General features: G+C 71.7%; 19 protein-coding genes. 2 read left to right on the forward strand and 17 right to left on the reverse strand.

Annotation, left to right across the window (positions count from 1 at the left end):
• The first annotated feature begins 52 nt into the window (after positions 1–52).
• Positions 53–979, forward strand: a complete 927-nt coding sequence (locus DEJ01_RS07845; RefSeq protein ID WP_375342378.1) for an A/G-specific adenine glycosylase — start codon at positions 53–55, stop codon at positions 977–979.
• Here the strand turns inward: DEJ01_RS07845 and rbfA are convergent.
• From rbfA to DEJ01_RS07905, 12 genes are all read right to left on the reverse strand, one after another.
• A complete protein-coding gene (gene rbfA, locus DEJ01_RS07850; protein WP_111046423.1) occupies positions 976–1,449 on the reverse strand; it encodes a 30S ribosome-binding factor RbfA in 474 nt (157 codons plus the stop codon). The genes DEJ01_RS07845 and rbfA overlap by 4 nt on opposite strands.
• Before the next feature lie 113 nt (positions 1,450–1,562).
• Entirely contained in the window at positions 1,563–4,415 is a 2,853-nt protein-coding gene (infB, locus tag DEJ01_RS07855; protein WP_111092659.1) for a translation initiation factor IF-2, read from the reverse strand.
• 74 nt (positions 4,416–4,489) lie between these two features.
• On the reverse strand, positions 4,490–4,801 hold the full coding sequence (locus DEJ01_RS07860) for a YlxR family protein (RefSeq protein WP_031259737.1): 312 nt from the start codon (positions 4,799–4,801) through the stop codon (positions 4,490–4,492).
• A 68-nt stretch (positions 4,802–4,869) separates the two neighbouring features.
• A complete protein-coding gene (nusA, locus tag DEJ01_RS07865; protein WP_071414715.1) occupies positions 4,870–5,865 on the reverse strand; it encodes a transcription termination factor NusA in 996 nt (331 codons plus the stop codon).
• 143 nt (positions 5,866–6,008) lie between these two features.
• Positions 6,009–7,760 (reverse strand): proline--tRNA ligase, encoded by a 1,752-nt coding sequence (locus DEJ01_RS07870; protein ID WP_111092660.1) that lies wholly within the window; start codon positions 7,758–7,760, stop codon positions 6,009–6,011.
• A gap of 479 nt (positions 7,761–8,239) precedes the next feature.
• Positions 8,240–9,394, reverse strand: coding sequence for a flavodoxin-dependent (E)-4-hydroxy-3-methylbut-2-enyl-diphosphate synthase (ispG, locus tag DEJ01_RS07875; protein ID WP_171907786.1), 1,155 nt, complete (start codon positions 9,392–9,394; stop codon positions 8,240–8,242).
• 56 nt (positions 9,395–9,450) lie between these two features.
• Positions 9,451–10,011 carry a cysteine hydrolase family protein gene (locus DEJ01_RS07880; RefSeq protein ID WP_084740730.1) on the reverse strand — a complete coding sequence of 187 codons (561 nt, stop codon included), beginning with the start codon at positions 10,009–10,011 and terminating at the stop codon, positions 9,451–9,453.
• Positions 10,008–11,480: a cytosine permease gene (locus DEJ01_RS07885; RefSeq protein ID WP_111092661.1), complete on the reverse strand. Its 1,473-nt coding sequence runs from the start codon at positions 11,478–11,480 to the stop codon at positions 10,008–10,010. Before DEJ01_RS07885 ends, DEJ01_RS07880 begins: the two co-directional genes overlap by 4 nt.
• Positions 11,481–11,504: 24 nt before the next feature.
• Positions 11,505–12,839: an RIP metalloprotease gene (locus tag DEJ01_RS07890; RefSeq protein ID WP_181438387.1), complete on the reverse strand. Its 1,335-nt coding sequence runs from the start codon at positions 12,837–12,839 to the stop codon at positions 11,505–11,507.
• A 128-nt stretch (positions 12,840–12,967) separates the two neighbouring features.
• Positions 12,968–14,080 carry a 1-deoxy-D-xylulose-5-phosphate reductoisomerase gene (gene dxr / locus DEJ01_RS07895; RefSeq protein ID WP_111092663.1) on the reverse strand — a complete coding sequence of 371 codons (1,113 nt, stop codon included), beginning with the start codon at positions 14,078–14,080 and terminating at the stop codon, positions 12,968–12,970.
• A 2-nt stretch (positions 14,081–14,082) separates the two neighbouring features.
• Positions 14,083–15,054, reverse strand: coding sequence for an FKBP-type peptidyl-prolyl cis-trans isomerase (locus tag DEJ01_RS07900; RefSeq protein ID WP_071404621.1), 972 nt, complete (start codon positions 15,052–15,054; stop codon positions 14,083–14,085).
• 6 nt (positions 15,055–15,060) lie between these two features.
• A complete protein-coding gene (locus tag DEJ01_RS07905) occupies positions 15,061–15,570 on the reverse strand; it encodes an OsmC family protein (protein WP_071404620.1) in 510 nt (169 codons plus the stop codon).
• A 34-nt stretch (positions 15,571–15,604) separates the two neighbouring features.
• Here DEJ01_RS07905 and DEJ01_RS07910 point away from each other — a divergent pair, with 34 nt between their 5' ends.
• Positions 15,605–16,597, forward strand: a complete 993-nt coding sequence (locus DEJ01_RS07910) for an asparaginase (protein ID WP_110864596.1) — start codon at positions 15,605–15,607, stop codon at positions 16,595–16,597.
• Positions 16,598–16,665: 68 nt separating this feature from the next.
• Here the strand turns inward: DEJ01_RS07910 and DEJ01_RS07915 are convergent, their stop codons facing one another.
• The 5 genes from DEJ01_RS07915 to DEJ01_RS07935 form a co-directional block, all read right to left on the reverse strand.
• The gene (locus DEJ01_RS07915; protein WP_146247576.1) at positions 16,666–17,436 is read right to left on the reverse strand and encodes a hypothetical protein; all 771 of its coding nucleotides are present in this window, start codon (positions 17,434–17,436) and stop codon (positions 16,666–16,668) included.
• Positions 17,437–17,501: 65 nt separating this feature from the next.
• The gene (locus DEJ01_RS07920; RefSeq protein WP_111092665.1) at positions 17,502–19,490 is read right to left on the reverse strand and encodes a zinc-ribbon domain-containing protein; all 1,989 of its coding nucleotides are present in this window, start codon (positions 19,488–19,490) and stop codon (positions 17,502–17,504) included.
• On the reverse strand, positions 19,487–21,964 hold the full coding sequence (locus tag DEJ01_RS07925) for a DUF3488 domain-containing protein (RefSeq protein ID WP_111092666.1): 2,478 nt from the start codon (positions 21,962–21,964) through the stop codon (positions 19,487–19,489). The genes DEJ01_RS07920 and DEJ01_RS07925 overlap by 4 nt, the downstream gene beginning before the upstream one ends.
• Positions 21,961–23,274, reverse strand: a complete 1,314-nt coding sequence (locus DEJ01_RS07930; RefSeq protein ID WP_071404615.1) for a DUF58 domain-containing protein — start codon at positions 23,272–23,274, stop codon at positions 21,961–21,963. The genes DEJ01_RS07925 and DEJ01_RS07930 overlap by 4 nt, the downstream gene beginning before the upstream one ends.
• A gap of 98 nt (positions 23,275–23,372) precedes the next feature.
• Positions 23,373–24,344 carry a MoxR family ATPase gene (locus tag DEJ01_RS07935; RefSeq protein ID WP_027465773.1) on the reverse strand — a complete coding sequence of 324 codons (972 nt, stop codon included), beginning with the start codon at positions 24,342–24,344 and terminating at the stop codon, positions 23,373–23,375.
• Positions 24,345–24,393 lie beyond the last annotated feature (49 nt).

The following is a 24,393-nucleotide window of genomic DNA, read 5'->3' on the forward strand; positions in this document are numbered from 1 at the left end:
GCGTCCACCGTAGGCTGTCGAGGTGAACGCGAGTCGGGCCTCCAGACCGGATGTGGACAAACCGACCGCGCGACGCGGTGTGCAGGAGCCGGCCACGCCGGAACGGCCCGACATCGCGACCCCGCTGATCGCGTGGTTCCGCCAGCAGGCGCGGGACCTGCCGTGGCGCCGCCCCGGCTTCCCCGCGTGGGGGACGCTCGTCAGCGAGATCATGCTGCAGCAGACGCAGGTCGCGCGCGTGGTCCCCCGACTGGAGGCGTGGCTCACCCGGTGGCCGACGCCTCGCGACCTCGCGGACTCGCCCCCGTCCGAGGCGGTGCGTGCCTGGGACCGGCTCGGCTACCCGAGACGCGCGCTCGCGCTGCACGCGGCGGCGACCGCCATCGCGAACGAACACGGCAACGTCGTGCCCCGCGACGTCGACGCGCTGCTCGCCCTGCCGGGCATCGGCGACTACACCGCCCGCGCCGTCGCGGTCTTCGCGTACGGCGACCGGCACCCGGTCGTGGACGTGAACGTGCGCCGCGTGCTCGCACGTGCGGTCCTCGGCCAGGGCGAACCCGGGCCGGCGAAGGCGAAGCAGGACCTCCCGCTGATGGAGTCCGTGCTGCCCGCGGACCGCGACGACGCAGCCGCCACGAACGCCGCCGTGATGGAGCTCGGCGCGCTCGTGTGCGTGTCCCGCTCCCCCGCGTGCGATGCGTGCCCGATCGCGGACCGCTGCGCGTGGCGTGCGGCCGGGTACCCGGAGCACGACGGGCCGCGGGCTCCGCGGCAGACGAAGTTCGCCGGCAGTGACCGCCAGGTGCGCGGCCTGATCATGGCCGAGCTGCGCGCCAGCGACGTGCCGGTCACCCGGTCCGAGATCGAACCGGTGTGGCCGGACGCCGACCAGCGGGACCGGGCGCTCGCGTCGCTCCTGCGTGACGGACTGGCCGTCGGGGACGACGCGAGCGGCTACCAGCTGCCCGGGGTCTAGGAACGCGGCTCGGCGGAGCCGTCGGTCTCGGCAGCGTCGTCGTCGTCCTCGTCCTCGTCGCGCTTGTACGGGTCGGCGTCGCCGGCGTACGTCGCACCGACCGAGGCTGCGCGGACCTGCTCGTCGCGCACCTGGGCCTGCACGAGCAGGTCCTCCATGTGCGCCGAAGTTTCGGGCAGGGCGTCGGCGATGAACTCGAGCGACGGCGTGAGCCGGGCGGTGATGTTCTTGCCGACCTCGGACCGGAGCATGCCGGTCGCGGCCTTGAGCGCCGCGGCGGAGTCCGCACGCTCCTCGTCGGTGCCGTAGACGGTGTAGAAGATCGACGCGTGCTGCAGGTCACCGGTCACACGGACGTCGGTGATCGTGACGAACCCGAGTCGCGGGTCCCGCAGACCCTTGTCGAGTCGACGTGCGACGACTTCCTTGATGCGGTCCGCCATCTTGCGTGCGCGCTGCGGATCGGCCATTGGGTGCCTCCTGAGGCAGTGGCGGGACGCTTCCCGCCGGTGGTCCTGCGTGGGAAAGGGGTCGGGCCCCGGCCTCCCACGTGGGGAGGCCGGGGCCCAGAGGAGTCACGCGATCAGTCGCGCGGCTTCTCGACGAGTTCGGTCGTCTCGACCTCGTCGCCGATCTGGATGTCGTTGAACTTGCCCAGACCGATACCGGCTTCGAAGTCCGTGCGGACCTCGGTCACGTCGTCCTTGAAGCGACGCAGTGACTCGATGGCCAGGCCATCGGCGACCACCACACCCTCGCGGATGACGCGCGCCTTGGCGTTGCGCGTGATCGTGCCGGAGCGGACGATGACACCCGCGATGTTGCCGAACTTCGAGGAACGGAACACCTCGCGGATCTCGGCGACGCCCGACTGGACCTCTTCGTACTCGGGCTTGAGCATGCCCTTGAGGGACTGCTCGATGTCGTCGAGTGCGTTGTAGATGACCGAGTAGAAGCGCACGTCGATGCCTTCGCGCGCCGCACGCTCACGGGCCTTGACGTCCGGACGGACGTTGAAGCCGATGACGATGGCGTTGTCGATCGTGGCGAGGTCGATGTCCGACTCCGTGATCGCACCGACACCGCGGTGCAGGATGCGGAGCTGGACGCTGTCGTCGACCTCGATGTCCAGGAGCGACTGCTCGAGTGCCTCGACGGCACCGGAGACGTCACCCTTGATGATGAGGTTGAGCGACTCGACCTTGCCCTCTTCGAGCGCACGGGTGAAGTCCTCGAGCGAGATGCGCTTGCGCGACTTCGCCAGCAGGGCGTTGCGCTCGGCGGCTTCACGCTTCTCAGCGATCTGACGCGCTGTGCGGTCCTCTTCGGTGACGAGGAAGGTGTCACCGGCGCGGGGCACCGAGGACAGACCCTGCACCTGGACCGGACGGCTCGGCGTCGCGGCCTTGACCGCGACCCCGTTCTCGTCCGTCATCGCACGGACTCGGCCGTAGGCCGTGCCCGCCACGATGGCGTCACCGACGTGGAGCGTGCCGGACTGGATGAGGACCGTGGCGACTGCACCGCGACCCTTGTCGAGCCGGGCCTCGATCGCGACACCACGGGCGTCCTTGTCGGGGTTCGCACGCAGGTCGAGACCGGCGTCCGCGGTGAGCAGCACGGCGTCCAGGAGCTCCTGGATGCCGATGTTCTGCCGCGCCGACACGTCGACGAACATGACGTCGCCGCCGTACTCCTCGGCCACCAGGTTGTACTCGGTGAGCTGCTGGCGGACCTTGGCGGGGTTCGCGCCTTCCTTGTCGATCTTGTTGACCGCGACGACGATCGGCACACCGGCCGACTGCGCGTGGTTCAACGCCTCGATGGTCTGGGGCATGATGCCGTCGTCCGCCGCGACCACGAGGATCGCGATGTCCGTCACCTGGGCACCACGGGCACGCATGGCCGTGAAGGCCTCGTGACCCGGGGTGTCGATGAAGGTGATCGGGCGGTCGATGCCCTCGTGCTGCGCGACGATCTGGTACGCACCGATGTGCTGGGTGATGCCACCGGCCTCGCCCTCGACGACCTTCGAGTTGCGGATCGCGTCGAGGAGGCGGGTCTTGCCGTGGTCGACGTGACCCATGACGGTGACCACCGGCGGCCGCTGCTGCAGCACGTCGTCGTCTTCGTCCTCGAGTTCTGCGTCGAGGTCGATGTCGAAGCCCTCGAGGAGCTCCTTGTCCTCGTCCTCGGGCGAGACGATCTGGATCTTGTAGCCCAGCTCGTCACCGAGGACCTCGAACGTGGCCTCGTCCAGCGACTCGGTCGCGGTCGCCATCTCACCGAGGTGGAACAGCACCGTCACGAGGTTGCCGGGCATGGCGTCGATCTTGTCCGCGAAGTCCGAGATGCTCGCACCACGACGGAGTCGGACGACCGTGTTGCCGTCGCCACGAGGGACCTGCACACCGCCGAGCGACGGGGCCTGACGCATCTCGTACTCGGCGCGCTTCGTCCGCTTCGACTTGCGGGCACGGCTCTTGCCGCCACCGCGACCGAACGCACCGGCGGTACCACCACCGGGGCCACGACCACGGCCACCGCCACCGGCGGGACGCGGGCCGCTGAAGGCCGGACGCGGGAAGCCGCCACCGGCACCGCCGCCGGCACCCGGACGGGCACCGGGGCCGCCACGGCCACCACCCTGGCCCGGGCGCTGCCCGAAGCCGTTGGGACGGTTGCCCTGACCGGGACCACCCGGACGCGGAGCACCCGGACGGGGCGTACCCGGACGCGGGGGCTGCGGACGCGGGATGCCACCGCCACCGGCTGCGCCGGCGGCCGGGCGCTGGCCCATGCCCTGGTTGGACGAGTACGGGTTGTTGCCGGGGCGCGGCGGGCGCGAGCCCATGCCCTGGTTCGACGAGTACGGGTTGTTGCCCGGACGTGCACCGGGCTTGGGGCCACCCGGCTTCGGACCGGCTGCCGCGGGAGCCTTCGGGCTGGTGCCCGGCTTCACGGCGTCGGTCTTCGGAGCAGCGTCGGTCGACCCGCCTGCCTGCTCGGCGGCCTGCTTCTCAGCGGCCTGCTTCTCGGCACGGGCCTTCTGCGCAGCCTCTGCCTCGGCCTGTCGCTGGGCGACGGACTTCGGTGCGGCCGGTGCGGGCACGTCGGCAGCGGGTGCTGCCGGGGCCTCGGGCTCGGGAACCGGTGCCGGACGAGCCGGACCCGGACGGGGACCGCCGGGCTTGGGTGCACTCGACTTCGGCGCGCTGGCCTTGGCGGGTGCGCTCGGCGCGGAGGCCGAGGCGGCGGGCTTCGCCGCGGGGGCGCCGTCTGCCTGGAGGGCGGCACGGAGCTTCCGTGCCACGGGGGGCTCGATGCTCGAGCTGGCACCCCGGACGAACTCGCCGAGCTCCTTGAGCTTCTCGAGTGCGGTCTTGCTGTCGACGCCGAGTTCGCTTGCGATCTCGTGTACGCGTGGTTTAGCCACTGTTCTCCTTCACGGGTCCCACCCCGTGAAGGGGCAGGACTCAATGGATGACGGGTCTCATTTCGAGCCGCTCATCAGTTGTCCATAAGCCGTTCAGCCTGTTCTGTCATGTCCGGGCGCTCGGCCGGTTCCTGTGGGAGACCGACGATGTGGTCGAGCACCGCGGACGTGTCGGGATCGCGATCCAACCGGAGCGCACGGCGGAAAGCCCTGCGCTTGACGGCCAGATCGTAGGCATCGACGGTCGGTGTGAGCCACGCTCCCCGGCCCGGCATGACTGCCTTCGGATCCGCCACGACACGGCCATCGCTCAGGGCGACGACTCGGAGGAGGGAGGATCGGGAAGCGCGACGGCGACTGCCGATGCACGTTCTGACGGGAACCACTCTACTCCTTGCCTCGGACGTGCGCGATCCGGCGCGCCCTCGCAGGGCGCGCCGGGAGCGAAATCGTCCTAGTCCTCGCCGTCCAGGATGGAGTCCGGCTGGATGTCGATGCGGGCACCGGTGAGCTTCGCGGCGAGGCGGGCGTTCTGCCCCTCCTTGCCGATCGCGAGCGACAGCTGGTAGTCCGGCACGAGCGCGCGGACGGCCTTCGTCGAGGCATCGAGCACGAACGCGCTCGTCACCTTGGCCGGCGACAGGGCGCTCGCGACGAACGATGCGAGGTCGGACGAGTAGTCGACGATGTCGATCTTCTCGGCACCGAGCTCGTTCGTGACGGCCCGGACACGTGCGCCGAGCTCGCCGATGCAGGCGCCCTTCGCGTTCACGCCGGGCTCGTTCGCCTTGACGGCGATCTTCGTGCGGTGGCCGGCCTCGCGGGCGAGCGAGGTGATCTCGACGACACCGGACGCGATCTCCGGGACCTCGAGTGCGAAGAGCTTCCGGACGAGGCCCGGGTGCGTGCGCGACACGATGATCTGCGGGCCCTTGTTGCCGCGGGCGACGCTCGTCACGTAGACGCGGATGCGGGAGCCGTGCTTGTACGACTCCCCCGGCACCTGCTCTTCGGGCGGCAGGATCGCCTCGATCGTGCCGAGGTCGACGTGCACCATCTTCGGGTTCGGGCCCTGCTGGACCACGCCCGCGACGATGTCGCCTTCCTTGCCGCGGAACTCGCCGAGGATCTTGTCGTCGCCGATGTCGCGCAGGCGCTGGTTGATGACCTGCTTCGCCGCGAAGGCCGCGATGCGTCCGAAGTCGCTCGGCTGGTCGACGGCTTCACCGATGACGGTGCCCTCGTCGTCGAGCTCGGGGACGTAGACGCTGACCTCGCCGGACTTGCGGTCGAGCTCCACACGCGACTGCGCGTGGGCCGGCTCGCCGTTCTCGTCGGCGTGCTTCTGGTAGGCGGTCAGGATGGCAGATTCGATGATCTGGACGAGCTCGTCGAACGGGATCTCCCGCTCGCGCTCCATGAGTCGCAGGACTGCGAGATCGATCTTCACCGAGGTGCCTCCGTATTCAGATGAGTCGCTCCTGCGGGGTGGAACTGCGCAGAAGTCGGCCACAAGCGTACCCCAGAACCAGGAGACGGACAGGAGGCCCGTGGCGACGTCGCCACGGGCCTGCTGTCCGTCAGGGGTCGCGTCTAGATCGCGCGGACCGCGTCGAGCAGCTCGGCCACCGGCACGTCGCGGCGGTCGCCGGTCGCGCGGTCCCACAGCTCGACGACGCCCTCGGCGGCGCCGCGACCGGCGACGACGACGATCGGCATGCCGAGCAGCTCGGCGTCACGGAGCTTCACACCGGGCGAGACCTTGGGGCGGTCGTCGTACAGCACGTCGAACCGCTCGCCCTCGAGCTCGGCGACGACGGACGCCGCCAGCTCGTAGGCGACCTGGTCACGGCCGGTGGCGACGATGTGCACGTCGAACGGCGCGACGTTCTTCGGCCAGACCAGGCCCTTCTCGTCGTTGTGGGACTCGGCCAGGATCGCGAGGATGCGGGTCACGCCGATGCCGTACGAGCCCATCGTGACCGTCGCGAGCTTGCCGTTCTCGTCCTGCACCTTGAGACCGAGCGCCTCGGCGTACTTGCGGCCGAGCTGGAAGACGTGCCCGATCTCCATGCCGCGCGCGGTCTCGAGGGGGCCGGAGCCGTCCGGCGACGGGTCACCCGCGCGGACGTCGGAGACCTCGACGACACCGTCGGCCACGAAGTCACGGCCGGCGACGAGGCCGGACACGTGCACGCCACGCTCGTTGGCGCCGGTGAGCCAGCTCGTGCCGTCGACCACACGCGGGTCGACGAAGTAGCGGAGGCCGGTGGCGCTGTCGGCGCCGAGGACCTGCGGGCCGATGTAGCCCTTCACCAGGCCCCGGTGCTTCTTGAAGTCGTCGTCGCCGGCGGCCTCGACCTCGGCCGGGGCGAACGACACCTCGGCGCGCTTCAGGTCGACGTCGCGGTCACCGGGCAGGCCGACGACCACGACCTCGCGCGTGCCGTCGAGGTGGGTGAGCGCGAGGACGACGTTCTTCAGCGTGTCTGCCGCGGTCCACGGCGCACCCTCGCGCGGCGCGACCTGGTTCGCGTGGGCGACGAGCGTGTCGATCGTCGGGGTGTCCGACGCCGGCAGCAGCACGGGCTCCGGCTGGCCCTCGATCGGCAGCGACTCGGGGACGGGGGTGACGTACGCCTCGACGTTGGCCGCGTAGCCGCCGGCGCTGCGGACGAAGGTGTCCTCGCCGACGCCGATCGGGTGCAGGAACTCCTCGGACTTCGAGCCGCCCATCGCGCCGGCGTCGGCCTTGACGATGACGTAGTCGAGGCCGAGGCGGGCGAAGATCTTCTCGTACGCGTCGCGCATGACCTGGTAGCTGCGCTCGAGGCCCTCGTCGGTGAGGTCGAACGAGTACGCGTCCTTCATGGTGAACTCGCGGCCGCGCAGGAGCCCGGCGCGGGGCCGGGCCTCGTCGCGGTACTTGTCCTGGATCTGGAACAGCGTGACCGGCAGGTCCTTGTAGGACGAGTACAGGTCCTTCACCAGGAGCGCGAACATCTCCTCGTGCGTGGGGGCGAGCAGGTAATCGGAACCCTTGCGGTCCTGCAGGCGGAACATGCCGTCGCCGTACTCGGTCCAGCGGTTCGTGGCCTCGTACGGCTCACGGGGCAGGAGCGCGGGCAGCAGGACCTCCTGCGCACCGGCTGCGACCATCTCGTCACGGATGATCGCCTCGATCTTGGCGCGCACCCGGAGGCCGAGCGGCAGCCAGGCGAAGATCCCCGGGGACTGGCGACGGACGTACCCGGCGCGGACGAGCAGCTTGTGGCTCGTCACCTCGGCGTCGGAGGGGTCGTCGCGGAGCGTACGGAGGAACAGATGCGAAAGCCGTGTGACCACGGGGCAAGCCTAGTGGCGGCGGGCCGACGGCGCGGGTTCCCTGCGGTGTCCCCGCCGCTGGGCGCTGTCGGCGCGGTTCGGCACGGTGCGCGGTTCGCTGGCTCGTGCGGCGGCAGCCGCTGGGTGAGCGTCCGCAGGCTCGCACCGGGCGATCAACCCGGCGGCCGCTCGCGAAGTCCGCACCGTGCGGAGGGGACGCGCGTCGAGCAGCCGCAGCGAGCCTCCGGGCCGGTCCGCGGTGCGTCGCGGGCGCCGCAGGCGACGCGGAGCAGAGCCGCACCGTGCGAGGTTCATCGGCCGGTGCGGCACCAGCCGCTGCGTGCGCGCCTGCAGCCTCGCACGGAGCGAACAGCCCCGCACGGAAGCGCGAAGCGCGCACCGTGCCGACCGGCGCTGGCGCCGGCACCAGCACCGCACGACGACGGACCGGAGGCCCGGTGCCAGCTGGCACCGGGCCTCCGGTCGGAGGGTGGTCGCGCCTACGGCGCCATGATCACCTGGGGCGTGCCGGTGGCGGCGGCCGGACCCATCTCGTCCGCGATGCGGTTCGCCTCGTTGATGAGGGTCTGGACGATCTCGGCCTCGGGCACGGTCTTGACGACCTGGCCCTTGACGAAGATCTGCCCCTTGCCGTTGCCCGAGGCGACGCCGAGGTCGGCCTCGCGCGCCTCGCCCGGGCCGTTCACGACGCAGCCCATGACGGCGACGCGGAGTGGGACGGTCATGCCCTCGAGCCCCTTGGTGACGTCGTTCGCGAGCTGGTAGACGTCGACCTGCGCGCGACCGCAGCTCGGGCAGGAGACGATCTCGAGCTTGCGCTCGCGCAGGTTGAGCGACTGCAGGATCTGCAGGCCGACCTTGACCTCTTGCGCGGGAGGGGCGGAGAGCGACACGCGGATGGTGTCGCCGATGCCCTCGGCCAGCAGGATGCCGAACGCGGTGGCGCTCTTGATCGTGCCCTGGAACTCCGGGCCGGCCTCGGTCACGCCGAGGTGCAGCGGCCAGTCCCCGGCGGCGGCGAGCTGCCGGTAGGCCTTGACCATCACGATCGGGTCGTTGTGCTTGACCGAGATCTTGAAGTCGTGGAAGTCGTGCTCCTCGAACAGGGAGGCTTCCCACACCGCGGACTCGACAAGCGCCTCGGGGGTGGCCTTGCCGTACTTCTGCAGCAGGCTCGGCTCGAGCGACCCCGCGTTCACGCCGATGCGGAGCGAGACGCCGGCGTCCTTGGCGGCCTTGGCGATCGCGCCGACCTGGTCGTCGAACTTGCGGATGTTGCCCGGGTTGACGCGGACGGCGGCACAGCCGGCGTCGATCGCCTGGAAGACGTACTTCGGCTGGAAGTGGATGTCGGCGATCACGGGGATCTGCGACTTCTTCGCGATGATCGCCAGCGCGTCGGCGTCGTCCTGCGTGGGGACGGCGACCCGGACGATGTCGCAGCCCGACGCCGTGAGTTCGGCGATCTGCTGCAGCGTGGCGTTGATGTTGGTGGTCTGCGTCGTGGTCATCGACTGCACGGACACCGGGGCGTCGCCGCCCACGAGCACCTTGCCGACCCGGATCTGCCGCGACTTGCGACGCGGAGCGAGGGTTTCGGGGGACTTGGGCATACCGAGGTTGACTGCGGGCACGTGAGCACTCTACGCGCTCGGTCTGACCGTGCCGGGTCCGGTCCCCGTGCGTCCGTTCAGAGCTCCCTGACCGAGTCCACGACCGTGATGAGCGGGGCGTAGAGCCGCATCACCGCGAGCGCACGGTCGTGGTCCTCGTCGCTGGCGCCGGCGCAGGCGTCCGCCACGACGGTCACCGTCGCACCCGCGTCGGCCGCCGCCAGCGCGGTCGACAGCACGCAGCAGTCGGTCGAGACCCCCGTGAGCACCAGGTGCGGGTGGTCGCCGACGACGGCCTGGAGGCTCGTCCCCCACTTGCCGAAGGTCGGTTCCGTCACGACGGGGTCGTTCCGGTCCGCGGCGGCCGACGCGAAGGGCTCGGTGAGCGCGTACAGCGGGTCGGCGTCCGGCACCAGCGCGAAGGGCCAGTCGCGGTAGTACGGCACCCACGCCCCCTCGGGCTCCGCCGGAGCCACGAAGCGGGTGAAGACCGTGCGGCCAGTGAACCGCGGCAGGAGCCGCTCGATGCCGGCGCCGGCGTGGTCGTACCGCGGGGCGGCCCACGGGTTCTCGCCGGTGAAGACCTGCTGCATGTCGATGACGACGAGCCAGGCGTCGTCGGGGATCGCCGCGCTCATCGCAGGTCGTCCGGCGTGGCGAGTGCTTCCTGACGGCGGATCGAGCCGCGCGCGAACAGCAGCGTGCCGAGGAACCCGACGACCAGGGCGACGAGGACGCCGAGGTTCGCGTAGGCCCACGGCCCCTCGCGGCCACCGAGGCCGAACGGGCCGAGCAGGTAGCCCTGCCACGACAGCCACGCCGGTGACGCCAGCGTGACGAGCCCCCACCCGAGCGCCGTGCCGACGGCGACCAGGGCGATCGCGCCCCACCGGACGTCACCGTAGCGGCCGCGACGGTCGTCGAGCTCGGACTCCGCGTAGGTGCGTCGGCGCAGCAGGACGTCCGCGACGAAGATGCCGGCCCACACCGCGATCGGCACGCCGAGGGTGATCAGGAACGCCTGGAACGGCTTCGCGAAGCTGGTCGCGAAGAAGGCGATGTACACGGCACCGGCGACCATGAACGCTCCGTCGACCCCGGCGGCGACCGGCCGCGGGATCTTCACGCCGACGCTCAGCAGCGCGAGGCCCGACGAGTAGATGTCGAGGACCGCTCCCCCGACGAGCCCGAGGATCGCCACGATCGCGAACGGGATGAGGAACCAGATCGGCAGGATGGTGGTGAGCGCGCCGATCGGGTCGTCCTGGATGGCAGCGTTCAGGTCCGGCGACGACCCGGCGAGCAGGACGCCGAAGACCACGAGGATCGCCGGGGCCAGCGCGCCGCCGAAGGTCGTCCACCCGACGACCCCACCGGTGGACGCGGCCCGCGGCAGGTACCGGGAGTAGTCAGCGGCGGCGTTCACCCAGCCGAGGCCGAAGCCGGTCATCACCAGGACCAGGGCCCCGATGACCTGCTGACCGCTGCCGGACGGCATCGCGGCGATCGCGGCGAAGTCGATGGAGGGCACCGCGAGCACGATGTAGACGACGGTGAGCACCCCCGTGATGACCGTGATCCAGGTCTGCAGGCGCATGATGACGTCGAAGCCCGCGACGCCGGCCCCGACCACGAGCGCGGCGACGACGACCAGCGCGACGACCTTCGTCAGCACCCCGCCGTCCCAGCCGAGCTCGGTGAAGACCGTCGAGGTCGCCAGGACCGCCAGTGCGGCGAGCGAGGTCTCCCACCCGACGGTGAGGATCCAGCTGAGGAACGAGGGCACCCGGTTGCCCCGCACGCCGAACGCCGCACGGCTCAGCACCATCGTCGGCGCCGACCCCCGCTTGCCGGCGATCGCGACCACGCCGCACAGCAGGAACGAGAACACCACCCCGACGACCGAGACGGCGGTGGCCTGCCAGAAGGAGATGCCGAACCCGATGACGAACGCCCCGTAGGCGATGCCGAGCACGGAGATGTTGGCGGCGAACCACGGCCAGAACAGTCCCCGTGGGGTGCCCTTCCGATCGGACTCGGCGATGACGTCGAGGCCCTGGCGCTCGACGGTGCGAACCTCGGGAGGGTGCGGGGCGGCTGTGGTCATCCGCTGAGCGTAGCGCCGGAGCGACTACCCGAACAGGTTCACCGGCCGCACGATGTCGGCGTAGATCAGCAGCGCGCTCATCCCCGCCAGCAGCACCACGACGACCATCGTCAGGGGCATCGTCTTCGCCAGGTCGATGGGCCCCGGATCCGCCTTGCCGACGAGCTTGAACGACCGTCGCTTGATCGCTTCCCAGAGCGCACCAGCGATGTGTCCGCCGTCGAGCGGCAGCAGCGGCACCATGTTCAGCACGAACAGGCCGATGTTGAGCGAAGCCAGCAATCCGAGGATCGTGTACGCCTTGTCGACCACCGGGACACCGCTCATCGACGAGACCTCGCCGATCGCACGGCCCACACCCACCACCGACACGGGGCTGTCCTGCGACCGCTCCTGGGCACCGAACGCGGCGTTCCACACGGCGACCAGGCGCTGCGGCAGGTCGATGATCAGGTGCGCCGACGCCGCGATCTGGGCACCGGTCGCGGGCAGCACCTCGGCCGGGGACTGCCGTACCAGGGACTGCCCGATGCTGACGCCGACCACGCCGACGCGCTGGGTCTTCGTGGTGCCGTCGTCGTTCTCGACGACCTTGCCCTCGGCGTCGTAGACGTCGCGGGTGGCGGTCGTCGGGGTGATCTCGAGGGTCTTGCGGGCACCGTCGCGCTCGACGACCACGGTGACCTGCTCACCGGCGGACTCCTGGAAGACCTCGGAGACGCGGGTGATGGTGGGGTCCTGCTCACCGTTCACCGAGAGCACGACGTCGCCGGACTCGATGCCCGCCTGCTTCGCCGGGGACACCGCGTCGCCGGGCGAGCACTCGGTCGTCTGGCTGTTCGGCAGCACGCACCCGACGCTCGACGTGAAGGTCGTCGTCGGCGCCCCGAACCCGCACAGCAGCACACCGAACAGCACGATGCCGATCACCAGGTTCATGGCCGGGCCCGCGACCATCACGATGATCCGCTTCCAGGGCGTCAGGCGGTAGAAGGCGCGGGAGTCGTCACCGCCGGAGTCCGCGATCTGCTCGGCGCTGGCCTGGCGGGCGTCCTGCACGAACGCGCCGTACATGCCGGTGTTCGTGATGGCGTTCGCCCGACCCGAGGCGCGCGGCTTCAGCATGCCGACCATCGAGATGTACCCACCGAGCAGGATCGGGCGGATCCCGTACTCGGTCTCACCCCGCTTGAACGACCACATCGCCTTGCCGAAGCCCAGCGAGTACTGCGTCACCTTGACGTTGAAGATCTTCGCGAAGGACAGGTGCCCCAGCTCGTGGAGTCCGATCGAGACCAGCAGGCCGATGATGAAGACGACCACGCCGAGGACGAAGAGCAGGACGGATTCGACGGTCACCGGGAAAGAGTACGGGACTGATTCCATGACGGAGCCGAGCGCCGTCTGAGAGGTGATCTGGGCCTCCAGGCCTGTGCGTCACGTCCGCGGTCTGCCGCCTCCGCGTCGGACGGGAGGCGCGACTCGCGTCAGCGGGTCAGCGCGCGGTCCGCAGCGGTGCGGGCCCACTGCTCCGCGGCGAGCACGCCGTCGAGTGACGGCTCCCCCGCGGTGTGCTCCTCGACGACGCGCTCGACCGTGTCGACGATGTCCAGGAAACCGATCGCGCCCGCATGGAACGCGGCGACGGCCTGCTCGTTCGCGGCGTTGAACACGGCCGGGAACGTCCCGCCCAGCTCGCCCACCCGCTTGGCGAGGGCGACGGCGCCGAAGGCGTCCTGGTCGAGCGGCTCGAACGTCCACGTGCTCGCGGTCGTCCAGTCGAGCGGCACGCCGACGCCGGGCACCCGGTCCGGCCAGGCCAGGCCGAGCGCGATCGGCAGCCGCATGTCCGGCGGCGACGCCTGGGCGATGGTGGAGCCGTCGACGAACTCGACCATGGAGTGCACGATCGACTGCGCGTGCACGGTGACGTCGATGCGGTCGTACGGCACGTCGAAGAGCAGGTGGGCCTCGATGACCTCGAGCCCCTTGTTGACCAGGGTCGCGGAGTTCGTCGTGACGACGAGACCCATGTCCCAGGTCGGGTGCGCCAGTGCCTGGGCGGGGGTGACGTCACGGAGCTGCTCGCGGGTGCGCCCACGGAACGGACCGCCACTCGCCGTCAGGACGAGCCGCTGCACCTCGGCGTCGGCGCCGGAGCGCAGCGCCTGCGCGATGGCGGAGTGCTCGCTGTCCACGGGCACGATCTGCCCGGGCGCCGCGGCCTGCTGCACGAGGGAGCCGCCGACGATCAGGCTCTCCTTGTTCGCGAGGGCGAGCACGGCACCGGTCTCGAGGGCCGCGAGCGTCGGGCCGAGGCCGACCGAGCCGGTGATCCCGTTCAGGACGACGTCGGCCTCGACGCTCCGGACGAGCTGCTCCGAGTCGGCCGCGCCGAACGCTGTGTCGCGGACGCCGAACCGGGCAGCCTGCTCGGCGACGAGGTCGCGGTTGCTGCCGGCGGTGAGCCCGACGACCTGGAACCGGTCGGGGTTGCGGGCGACGACGTCGAGCGCCTGGGTGCCGATCGAGCCGGTGCTGCCGAGGACGACGATCCGCCGACGATCAGGACCGGTGCTGCCGAGGCGGCCGTCCGTCACGGTCAGCCCTTGGCGAGGATGTCGACCACGAAGACGAGCGTGGCGTTCTTCGGGATGCCCGAGCCCTCCTGCGGGTTCGCGCCGTAGGCGTCCTCCGGCGTCGCGACGATCAGGACCTGCGAGCCGACCTTCTGCCCGACGAGCCCGGTGACGAAGCCCTTGATGAGCGCGCTCTCCGACACGGTGAAGGTGGTGGGGACACCCTTCGACCACGAGGAGTCGAACTCCTTGCCGGTGTCGTAGACGACGCCCTTGTACTGCACGAGTGCGGTGTCGCCGTCGGCGATCTCGGTGCCGTCGCCCTGCTTGAGCACCTCGACCGTGGTCTTCGTGGGCGCCTTGACGCCGTCGGGGACCGTGATCTCCGGCTCGCCCGAGGCCTTGTCCTTGACCGTGGGCAGGCCCGGGTCCTGGTCCTGCGGGGTACCGGTCGCCTTGGTCGGGGTCTGCGCGACGACGTCGGCGACCACGACGATCTCGCCGCCGGTGTTGAAGCCGAGTGCCGAGGACTGTCCGACCGCGGCGACGCGGTCGCCCACCTTCGAGCAGGCGAGGAGCGCGCCGAAGCCCGATCCGCCGACGGAGAGCACCTGCGGGTTGCCCTCGTCGAAGCCGACGGTGCCGAGCTTCTTGGCGTCCGATGCCTCGTACACGCTGTAGGAGACCTGCGCGTAGTCGCCCTCGTCGAGCGCCGCGCCCTTGCCCTTCACGAGGCGGGTGGCCTGCGGCGTCTTCGCGGACAGGCCGGACGAGAACTTCACGGTCGGGGCCTTCGGACCACCGAACGACCCGGTCGCCTTGATGGCGTCGGACGACTTGCCCGGGTCGGGGCAGGAGGTGATCGCCGAGGCCGTGGCACTGGCCGACGGGGTCGGCGAGGCCGAGGACCCGTTCGAACCGGAGCCGGAGCAGGCGGCGAGTCCCAGCACGACGGCGGGGACGATGGCGATCGGGAGCAGGCGGAGACGCTTCACGAGGACCTAGTCTGCCCCACCTGTCGAAGAGTCCCCTGCCAATGACGCAGGTCGGACGACCAGCTGCGGCTCGTGGTGCACCGGGAACGCCACGGACCGCGCGATGAAGCAGAGCTCGTTGGCGGTGACGTGTGCTGCTTCGGCGTCCGCGACCCGGTCGGCCTCGAGGATCGTGACGACCGGGTGCAGGGTCGCCTCGGTCAGTTCACCCGAACCGTCGCGGTTCAGGCGGAGCGACGCGGTCGCGGTGTCCTGGTAGTCGACGACGGTGAAGCCCTTCGTCACCGCGACGTGCAGGTAGCTGAGCATGTGGCACTGGGCCAGCGCAGCGACCACCATCTCCTCGGGGTTCCAGCGGTCACGGTCCCCGCGGAACGTCGGGTCGGCGGAGCCGGGGACGTCGGGCTTGCCGGTCGCCGAGACCACGTGTTCGCGTCCGTAGTCGCGGTACCCGGAGGTGCCGGTCCCGCGGTCGCCGGTCCAGCTGACGGAGACCTCGTAGGAGTGGTCGTGCACGGGTGCGCCCCTTCGCCTTGGCTAGCATGGCGGCATGACGGTGAGCCCCGAAGTCCGCAGTGATCGCCATCCTCTCACCGCCGACGGTTCCGTCGAGCTGGCGGTGCTCGAACGCTCAGGGTTCGACGAGAGCCGGCACGTCGGCGCCGGAGTCGTCGTCGACGCGAGCGGCACCGTGATCGACTCCGTCGGCGACGTGACCGCGAGCATCTACCCGCGTTCCACCATGAAGCCGTTCCAGGCCCTGGCCGTCCGACGTGCCGGTGCGCTGTTCTCCGACGAGGAACTCGTCCTCACCACCGCGAGTCACGCCGGCACCGCGGCGCACCAGGCGCTCGCCCTGCACATGCTCGAGTCCTTCGACCACGTCGAATCCGACCTCGGCTGCCCGCCCGACATGCCCTTCGACCGCGGGACCGCCCGCACGATGGACGGCCCCCGTCGCCTGGCGATGAACTGCTCCGGCAAGCACGCCGGCATGCTCGCGGCCTGCCGGGTGAACGGGTGGGACGAGGCCACGTACCTCGACATCGAGCACCCGCTGCAGCAGCGGGTGCGTTCCGTCGTCGAGGAGTACACGCACGAGACCGTCGACCTGGTCGGTACGGACGGCTGCGGCGCCCCCGTGTTCCCGCTCACCCTGACGGGGTTGGCACGCGGGTTCGCCGGTGTCGTGGCACGGGCCGACGACGACTCCGCTGCGCTGACCGACGCGGTCCTGGCGCACCCGTGGGCGATCGACGGCGTCGGACGCGCGAACACGGTCACCATCGAGCGACTGCAGGTGCTGGCGAAGCTCGGTGCCGAGGGCGTCATGGTCATGGGGTTGCCCGGAGGCGCGGCCGTGGCCGTGAAGGTGCTCGACGGCTCGCAGCGGGCCGGCACCCTGGCGGCCCTGGCGCTGCTCGAGCGGAACGGGCTCGTGGCGTCGGACGGAGTGGCCGAGGTGCTCGAGGCGACCGGTGAGCGGGTGCTCGGCGGCGGCGTGCCCGTCGGCGCGGTGCGGGTCGGGGCCGGGTTGCGCTGATCGTTGCTCGGCGCTGGTCAAGCGTGGGCGCTGATCAAGCGTCGGCGCTGGTCATCGATCGGAGCTGGTCATCGATCGGCGCTCACCGGGTCGGGGACGAGGACCGGCAGCGCCGGGGACACCCGGACGACCGCGTGGTCGTCGGGTCGACGGACGGAGCAGCCGTACCGCGAGACCTCGACGGTGACGTCCCGCTGACGAGGCGCCGATCCGAGTCCGGCCACGAGCACCACGGACCCGTGCGGTCGGCCGTCGGCCCCCATCCGCACCGCGACCGAGGTCCCCGACGGCAGGGCGTGCACTGACAGGGTGCTCGCTGCCCGGGTGCTCGCTGGGCGGCCGCTCGGGGCTGGATCGGCGCTGCTGGCCCCCACGGCGTCGAGGACCTCGGGAGCAGCGGCCCAGCGCAGGTCCTCTTCGGTGTGGACGGCAGCGGCTCGGAGCTGCTCGGCGAGCCCGCGGAACACCGCGACGGCGAGTGCTCCGGCACCGACGACCACGACGTGGGACGCGGCGTCGACCCCGAGCACGCGGCCGCCCGGACCGTGCCCGAGGACGAGTGCCGGCGTGCCGTCGCCGTCCTCGGGAACGGTACCCGTCAGCGTTTCCGGCGCACTGAGCGGTCCGGGCTCGGCGGACTGGTCGGGTCCGCGCGGAGCGACGACCGCGACCGGGGCCGGCGAGGCCGAACGGTGCAGCACCACGTCGACCAGCGCGCAGCACGCACCCGCGCCGAGCAGGACGCCCTGCCCCGCGCCGCTGATCGGCGCGAGGACCCCGGCCACGACGAGCGCGACCGCGGCCCCCACGATCACGCAACGAGCGGTGAACCGGGACATGACCCCATCGCACCAGGAACGAGCAGCTCAGCGCTGGCCCAGGACCCGATCTGTGGAGAAGTCGCCTACTGCACCAGGAAGAACTGCTCACCGATGTCGACGCGGGCACCACGCTCGACGCGGTACCGGCGACCGGGCTCGCAGCGGCGGATCGATCCGTCGATGTGCCGGACGACCGTGCCGTTGCCGGAGAACCGGTCGGAGACCCACAGGTCGTCGCCGTCGCGGCCGAGCTCGAGGTGCGTCTTCGACACGGACTTGCCCGGGTCGTGCACGGTCAGCAGGTCGTCGTAGCGCTCCCCCGGCTGCGGTCGCGGCAGCCGGCCGAGCAGGCCGGTGCCGTGCACCCCGAGCCGCTCACCCGTGCTGAAGTGCAGCACGAACGGTGCCCGGGTCGGGGTCTTCGCGACGATGCGGGTCTCGTCGACGTCCTCGTCGAGGTCGTCGAGCGCGCCGGCCGCTGCGGGCGACTCCGACCGGTCGACGGGCGGGAGCGGCAGCGCGGGTCCGGTCGCTCCCGGGATCGGGGGCAGCGGTGCAGCGGAGGGCACGCCCGCGGTGTCGGCGGACGGTGCCGAGGAGGGGACGGTGGCGGAACCGGGCACCGGCGGGATCGGCGTGCGCGACACGGCGGACGCCTCGGTCGGCGGCTCGGGCTCGGTCACCGGTGCAGCGTGCGCTCCGCGGGGACGTCGGCCGGCATCGGACTGCTCGACCTCGGCGCGGAGGAAATCGTCGTCCACTGGGATCTCGTCGTCCGGCTCGTCGCCTGCAGCGCGCTCGTCGGACTCGTTCGGACCCGCGGACTCGGCCGAACCCGCGTCGGGCTCGTCCGGCTCGTCCGCAGCGTTGCCCGCGTCGGGGGCCTGCGTGCTGTCGGACTCCTCTGCTGCCCAATCAGGTCGGGTCATCGGCAGCGGCATGACCGGGCCGGTGAAGGCCGCGGTGACCGCCGGACGGACGGCTCCGCACTCGCCGCAGAAGATGTCGTCGGGTTCGAGCCGGTTGCCGCAGACGTGGCAGATGGTCGTCTCGTGCATGCCCGGGGTGACGAGCGGGGCCGGACGCGGCGGTCGACGGTCGATCAGCGGCTCGACCACGGCGGTGTCCCCGGGCTGCGGGGGCGACACCACGGCCGGCTGATCGTCGGTGGCGCTCGTCTCCGATGCGGCCACGATCGCCTCGTCGGGCTCCGGCTCGGAGGCGTCCCGGGCACCCTGTGCGTCCCGGGGTTCCTGTGCGTCCTGTGCGTTCTGGGCGTCCTGTGCCGCGTGTTCGTCGGGCGCAGGAGCCGCAGCGTCCTGTTCGGAAGCAGGTTCGGCGGGTGCTCCCGGCATCGGCGGGACGACCGGACCGGCGGGCGCCTCGGCAGCCGGGGTACCGCGACCGACCCACCAGGACGGACCGGCGGGTGCCGCCGGGGGTGCGGTGGCAGCGGGCGGCGCCCACACCGGCACGGAGGGCTCGGCAGCGGGCGGCGGCTCGACGGGCTGGGGCTCGACGGGCTGGGATTCGACGGGCTGTCGCACCGCCCGGTCCGACACCGACGACGGAGCATCGCGGATCGGGTCCTCGGGCGTCTCGGGGCGACCGGGAGCCGGGGCGATCCGCGTGCGTTCGGGGTCGTCCGCATCGAGGGGTTCGGACGGGTACGCGTCGGGGTCGAGGGGAGGCTCGGACTCGCCCGGCGCACCCGACCAGTCCTCGAGCCCGGAGCCGGCACCGTGCACATGGGAGGGGGCCTGGCGCGGGGCGAAGGCATCGGGACGCTGCACCGGCACGGGTGCCGGCGGTTCGGTGCCGCGACGGTCGGCACCGGTGAGCCACGCACGCGTGGCGGGATCGAGCGTGGCTTCGGGCAACCAGGCGTCGGAAGCCGGGTCGGACCGTCGGCCGTGGGCGTCGGGCTGCTGCAACGGTGGCGGCGGTGCCTGTTCGACGGGAGTCGGCGCGACCGGGCGACGGCTCGCGGCGGCGGTGACCGCGCGTCCGCACTCACCGCAGAAGATCGCTCCGTCCGGGAGCATCGATCCGCAGTGTTCGCATCTGATCACGTGGTGCCTCTGTCCTCACTCGGCCGTCCACGACGCTCGTCCGGCCTCTGGACATCGTAGTCGCCGCGCCCCGACGCAGCCTGGCCGCCGGTCCGCCGACGGGACCGTGCCGTCGGACGGCGTCCCGTTCCCCGCAGGGACCGGAGCGAGACGGCGGTGCGGAACCGCTCCCGCCGGGTCCGTCCCGTCCGGAGCGAACCGATCGCATCGTCGGTCGCCGCCCACATGCGGTCGGCGGTGGTCTGGTCGGCGTCACTCGGACCGAACACCGCGCGGTCGGCCAGCGCGGCGAGTCCGGTGCCACCGTCGCCCGGTGCACCGACCACGGCTTCGCGTCGGGTTGCTGCCTGCCGCACGTCGTGCCCGCGGTCGAGCAGTGCGTCGCGGTACTCGTCCCAGGCGCCGACGATGCGGCCGCGGGGCGTGGTGGCGTTCCGCCGTCGGCGGCGCCGCAGTCGCTTCAGCAGCACGATCACGGCGAACGGCAGCAGGACGAGCGCGACCACGCCGAGGGTCCCGAGGGCCCAGGGCAGCACCGCGAGCAGGATCTGGAGCCAGAGCGGCTGCACCGGCGGCGTGTTCCGGTCGCTCTCGGGGGGCGTCTGCTGGTCCTGGTCCTGCCGGTCGACCGGGGGCGGCGGCACCACCGTCTCGGGTCGGGTGACCGGCTGCGGGGTCTGCTGCTGCTCGTTCGGGATCTCGCGCACCTCGGGGTTGGGGTTGAGCATCACCCATCCCCACTGCGCGGTGTCCACCTCGATGCGGGCCGTGACGTCGGACCCACGGAAGGTCGTCGTCCCGCCCGGCGCTGCGGTGCCGTCGCGGCCCGAGTCTCCCCCGGCCGTGAAGCCCATCACGACCCGTGCCGGGAACCCGATCTCGTCCGCCATCAGTGCGGCCGCCGCGGCGTACTGCTCCTGGTCCCCGATCATCAGGGGTGCGGTGAGGAGCTCCTGGACACGGTCGGCACCGTGACCGGACCGACTCATCCGGTCGTCGCCGACACCGTGGCTGACGTACCCGTTCCGTTGCAGGGACTGCACCGCGGCGAGGAGCTTCGCACCGGGTGCCGACACGTCCTTCGTCGTGGACTCCACGGTGTCGCGCACGGCGTCGGGGACGTCCCGTGCGGTGGGCACGGCGGCGCTCCCCGGGCGCGCGGTGGCCAGCTGGCGTTCCGTCGGCTGGTCGGGCAGCACCGCCGTCAGGTCGTAGGACGTGCCGTCCCCGACTCCGCCGACCACGGCGCCGGTACCGGTCGATCCGTTGTAGAAGAAGGCGCCGCGCTCGTCGTCGGCGTCCTGCCCGGTGAACTCCACGCGCTCCAGGTCACCGACCGTCGGCAGCCACACCCCGCGGTACCCGTCGACCGTCACACCGACGTCGACCGTGGTGCCCCGGACGCCACGGACGTCGACCGCGGTCGGCACACGTTCGAAGGTGCCCGAGCCGGCCGAACCGTCGGCCCCGCCGACGCGGTAGACGACGCCGTCGTAGGTGTCGAGCGTCGCGATGCGCACGAACCCGCCCTCGGGCAGGCCGGTCACCCGGAGCTGGGTCGCGTCCGAGGCGGTGGACTCCTCGTAGGCGCGGAACCCGCTGAGCGGGCTGACGTAGTCGCGTGGGTCGAACGGCTTCACGACGTCGGTGCGTGCGACGGTGCGCTCACCCGACGGAGGTGCCACCAGGCCGAGTCCGGTCGCGACGACCGCCGCGGCCACGATGGTGCCGGTTCCCACGAGGGCGGGGCGGACGATCGACCGCGCGACCGGCACGCGTGCACCGATGGTGGTCGCCACCGCGACGGCGCGACGCGCGTGCCGCACGGTCAACGCCCAGACGAGGGCGAGGCCGACAAGGACGACCGCCGTCACGATCGACGTGTCGAGCCGGCTCGGCCCGACGACGACCCCCACCGAGAAGAGCACCAGTGCCGGGATGCTCGCGAGTTCCTGCCTGGAGGCGCGGGTCGCCACGCTCACGGCGGTCACCGCCGCCACGAGCAGCGTCACGAAGTAGGGCACGAGGAGCGCCTCGTAGGAGCCCACCGGCAGGCTGATGGTCACCAGCTGCTTCCAGCCGAGGGCGACGCCGGCGAAGAGGTCGAGCAGGCCGCGTCCGGTGGGCAGCAGGCCGTTGGCCTGACTCGGCACGGCGGCGGGGACGCCCGTGAGCGTGAAGGCGGCGACGGTCGCGACCGCCACGACGGCCGTCGGGAGCCGGAACAGGGTGCCGAGGAGCGCGACGACCGTCCCGATGACGATCGCGGTCACCGCGGCGGTGATCATCGCGCCGTCCCGGTACACCGGCCACCAGGACGTGCTCGCGACGGCCAGCAACAGCCAGACCGCCAGCGTGCCGCCGGCGAGCCGGAACGGCACGAGCCGCCGTGCGTCGCGACGGTCGGAACGCCGGGTCGAGCGCCTCGCCCGGTCCTGTGCCGGGGCCGGGGTGGTCACGGGTGCGGCGCTCATGCTGCCGACGCCGATCGGTGCAGGGCGTGCCGGAGGTCGTCCAGGTAGCCGATGGTCATCACCGTCAGACCCGCGACGCGCAGGAACCGCGGCTGGGCCTCGGGCTCGCAGATCACCGCGACGACCTCCACCCCGACGGGGAACCGCGTGGCGGCGAGTCGGAGCGCGGGCAGGCCGACGGTCGACCCCACCACGAGGAACGCGACGGAGATGCCCTCGGTGTCGCTCCCGACGATCCGGGAGACCTCGGCGATCGGCAGGCACGCGTCAGCGAGGCCGACCGAGGCGAAGTCGTCGAGCAGGCGCGTCGGCGTGACGGTGGGGAGCGTCCGCACGGCGTACACGGCACGCTTCGCGAACTCGGGCGTGCGCTGCGACACCACGACCGAGACCTCACGGCCGTCGCGGATCGCCCGCGCGCCGAGGGACGCGGCCGCGCTGACGGCGAGCTCGAACTCCTCGTCGTCGGCGAACTCACCGCGGGCGATGCCGAGCGCGACGACGAGGTGCGAGCGACGGGTGTCCTCGAACTGCCGGACCATGAGCGCGCCGGACTTGGCGGTCGACTTCCAGTGGATGGTGCGCGGGTCGTCGCCGGGCATGTACTCGCGGATGGCGTGGAAGGCGATGTCCGCGGGTGACAGGTCCGTCGTCGCCTGCCCCTCGAGGTCGCGCACCAAGCCGGTGCTCGTCGACGGGATCGCGATGGTGCGCGGGTGCACGATGACCTGCTCACGGGCGGTCCAGACGAGCTCGCGGCGCACGAGTCCCACCGGGTCGGCGCGGACGCCCGTCACGGGACCGACGTCGAGCACCCCGCGGCGGAGCGTCGGGACGGGGACCTCCCGCTCGAAGGTGCCGTGCGGCCCGATGGCCGGGATCGCTACGTCGACGAGGCCGGATCCGACCGGGACCTCGACGGTGGTCGGCACCGACGGTAGACGCGTGGGGTTCTCGGCCGTGATGATCACGCCGGCGTCGTCGCCGACCGCCACACGGTGCTGCGGCAGCCGCATCCGGATCGCCAGCCGCGACCGGCCGATCAACGCCACCGCGGCGACCACCGCGAGCACGGCGCCGGCGAACCCGACGACGACGATCTCCCGCAGGCCGAACCGGTAGCCGGTCACGAACGCGACGAGCGTCAGGGCGGCGACCGTCCACCCGAGCCCGGTGACGACGGACGAGACCTCGCCCCAGAGACGCAGGACGAGCCTCCAGGCCGTTGCCCAGAGCCGGACGATCCCGATGACCGCATCCGCTGCGACGCCCTCGCGGTCACCGACGATGCGCGTCCGGACGTTGGTCATGCCGGTGACCGTCCCCGTGCGCTCGTACGCCGTCGTGCCACGACGCGACCGCGTCGAGGACGGACGGCGCGAGCGCGTGGAGACGGGCCGGCGGTCCGTCACGTCGTGACTCGGTCGGCGGGCGGCGGGGTCTCCACCAGGAGCTGCGCGATGACGCTCGGTGCGCTGACGCCGTCGAACTCGGCCTCGGCGTCGAGCACCAGGCGGTGCGCGAGGACCGGGACGGCCAGTGCCTTCACGTCGTCCGGCGTGACGTAGTGGCGACCGCTCAGCGCCGCGAGGACACGGGAGGCACGGATCAGGCCCATCGCCCCACGGACGCTGACGCCGAGCCGGACCTCGCTCGCCGAGCGGGTCGCGTCCACCAGACGGGCGACGTAGTCGGCGATCACCGCGTCGACGTGCACGGTGCGCGCCAGGGCGGCCATCTCGGTGATGGTCGCGGCGGGCACGACGCTCGCCAGCGGGACCGACGCCGACGGAGCCGACGAGGTCTCGAGGATCTTCACCGTCGCGGCGTGGTCGGGGTAACCGATGGACGTCTTCATGAGGAAGCGGTCGAGCTGCGCCTCGGGCAGACGGTACGTGCCGGCCTGCTCGATCGGGTTCTGGGTCGCGATGACCATGAACGGCGCGGCGAGACGGTGGTTGACGCCGTCGACCGTGATCGCGGACTCCTCCATCGCCTCGAGCAGCGCGGACTGCGTCTTCGGGCTCGCACGGTTGATCTCGTCGGCGAGCACGATGTTCGCGAAGACTGGCCCGCGGTGGAAGTCGAACTCCTGCGTCCGCTGGTCGTAGACGCTGATGCCGGTGATGTCACCCGGCAGCAGGTCGGGGGTGAACTGGATGCGGTTCGTGGTGCCCTGCACGCTCTGCGCCATCGCCCGGGCGAGGCTCGTCTTGCCCGTTCCGGGGACGTCCTCGAGGAGCAGGTGCCCCTCGCTGAGCATCGCTGTGACCGCGAGGCGGATCACGAACGTCTTCCCGAGGAGCACCTGCTCGACGTTGGTCACGATGCGGCCTGCGACGTCGGCGAACCAGGTGGCCTGCTCCGGGGTCATGCTCATGCGGGGTGGTCCTTCGGTCGTGGCGGGAGGTGTGCGGCGGCGGGAGGGT

It is taken from the genome of Curtobacterium sp. MCLR17_040, from assembly GCF_003234735.1.
Taxonomy (GTDB): Bacteria; Actinomycetota; Actinomycetes; order Actinomycetales; family Microbacteriaceae; genus Curtobacterium; species Curtobacterium flaccumfaciens.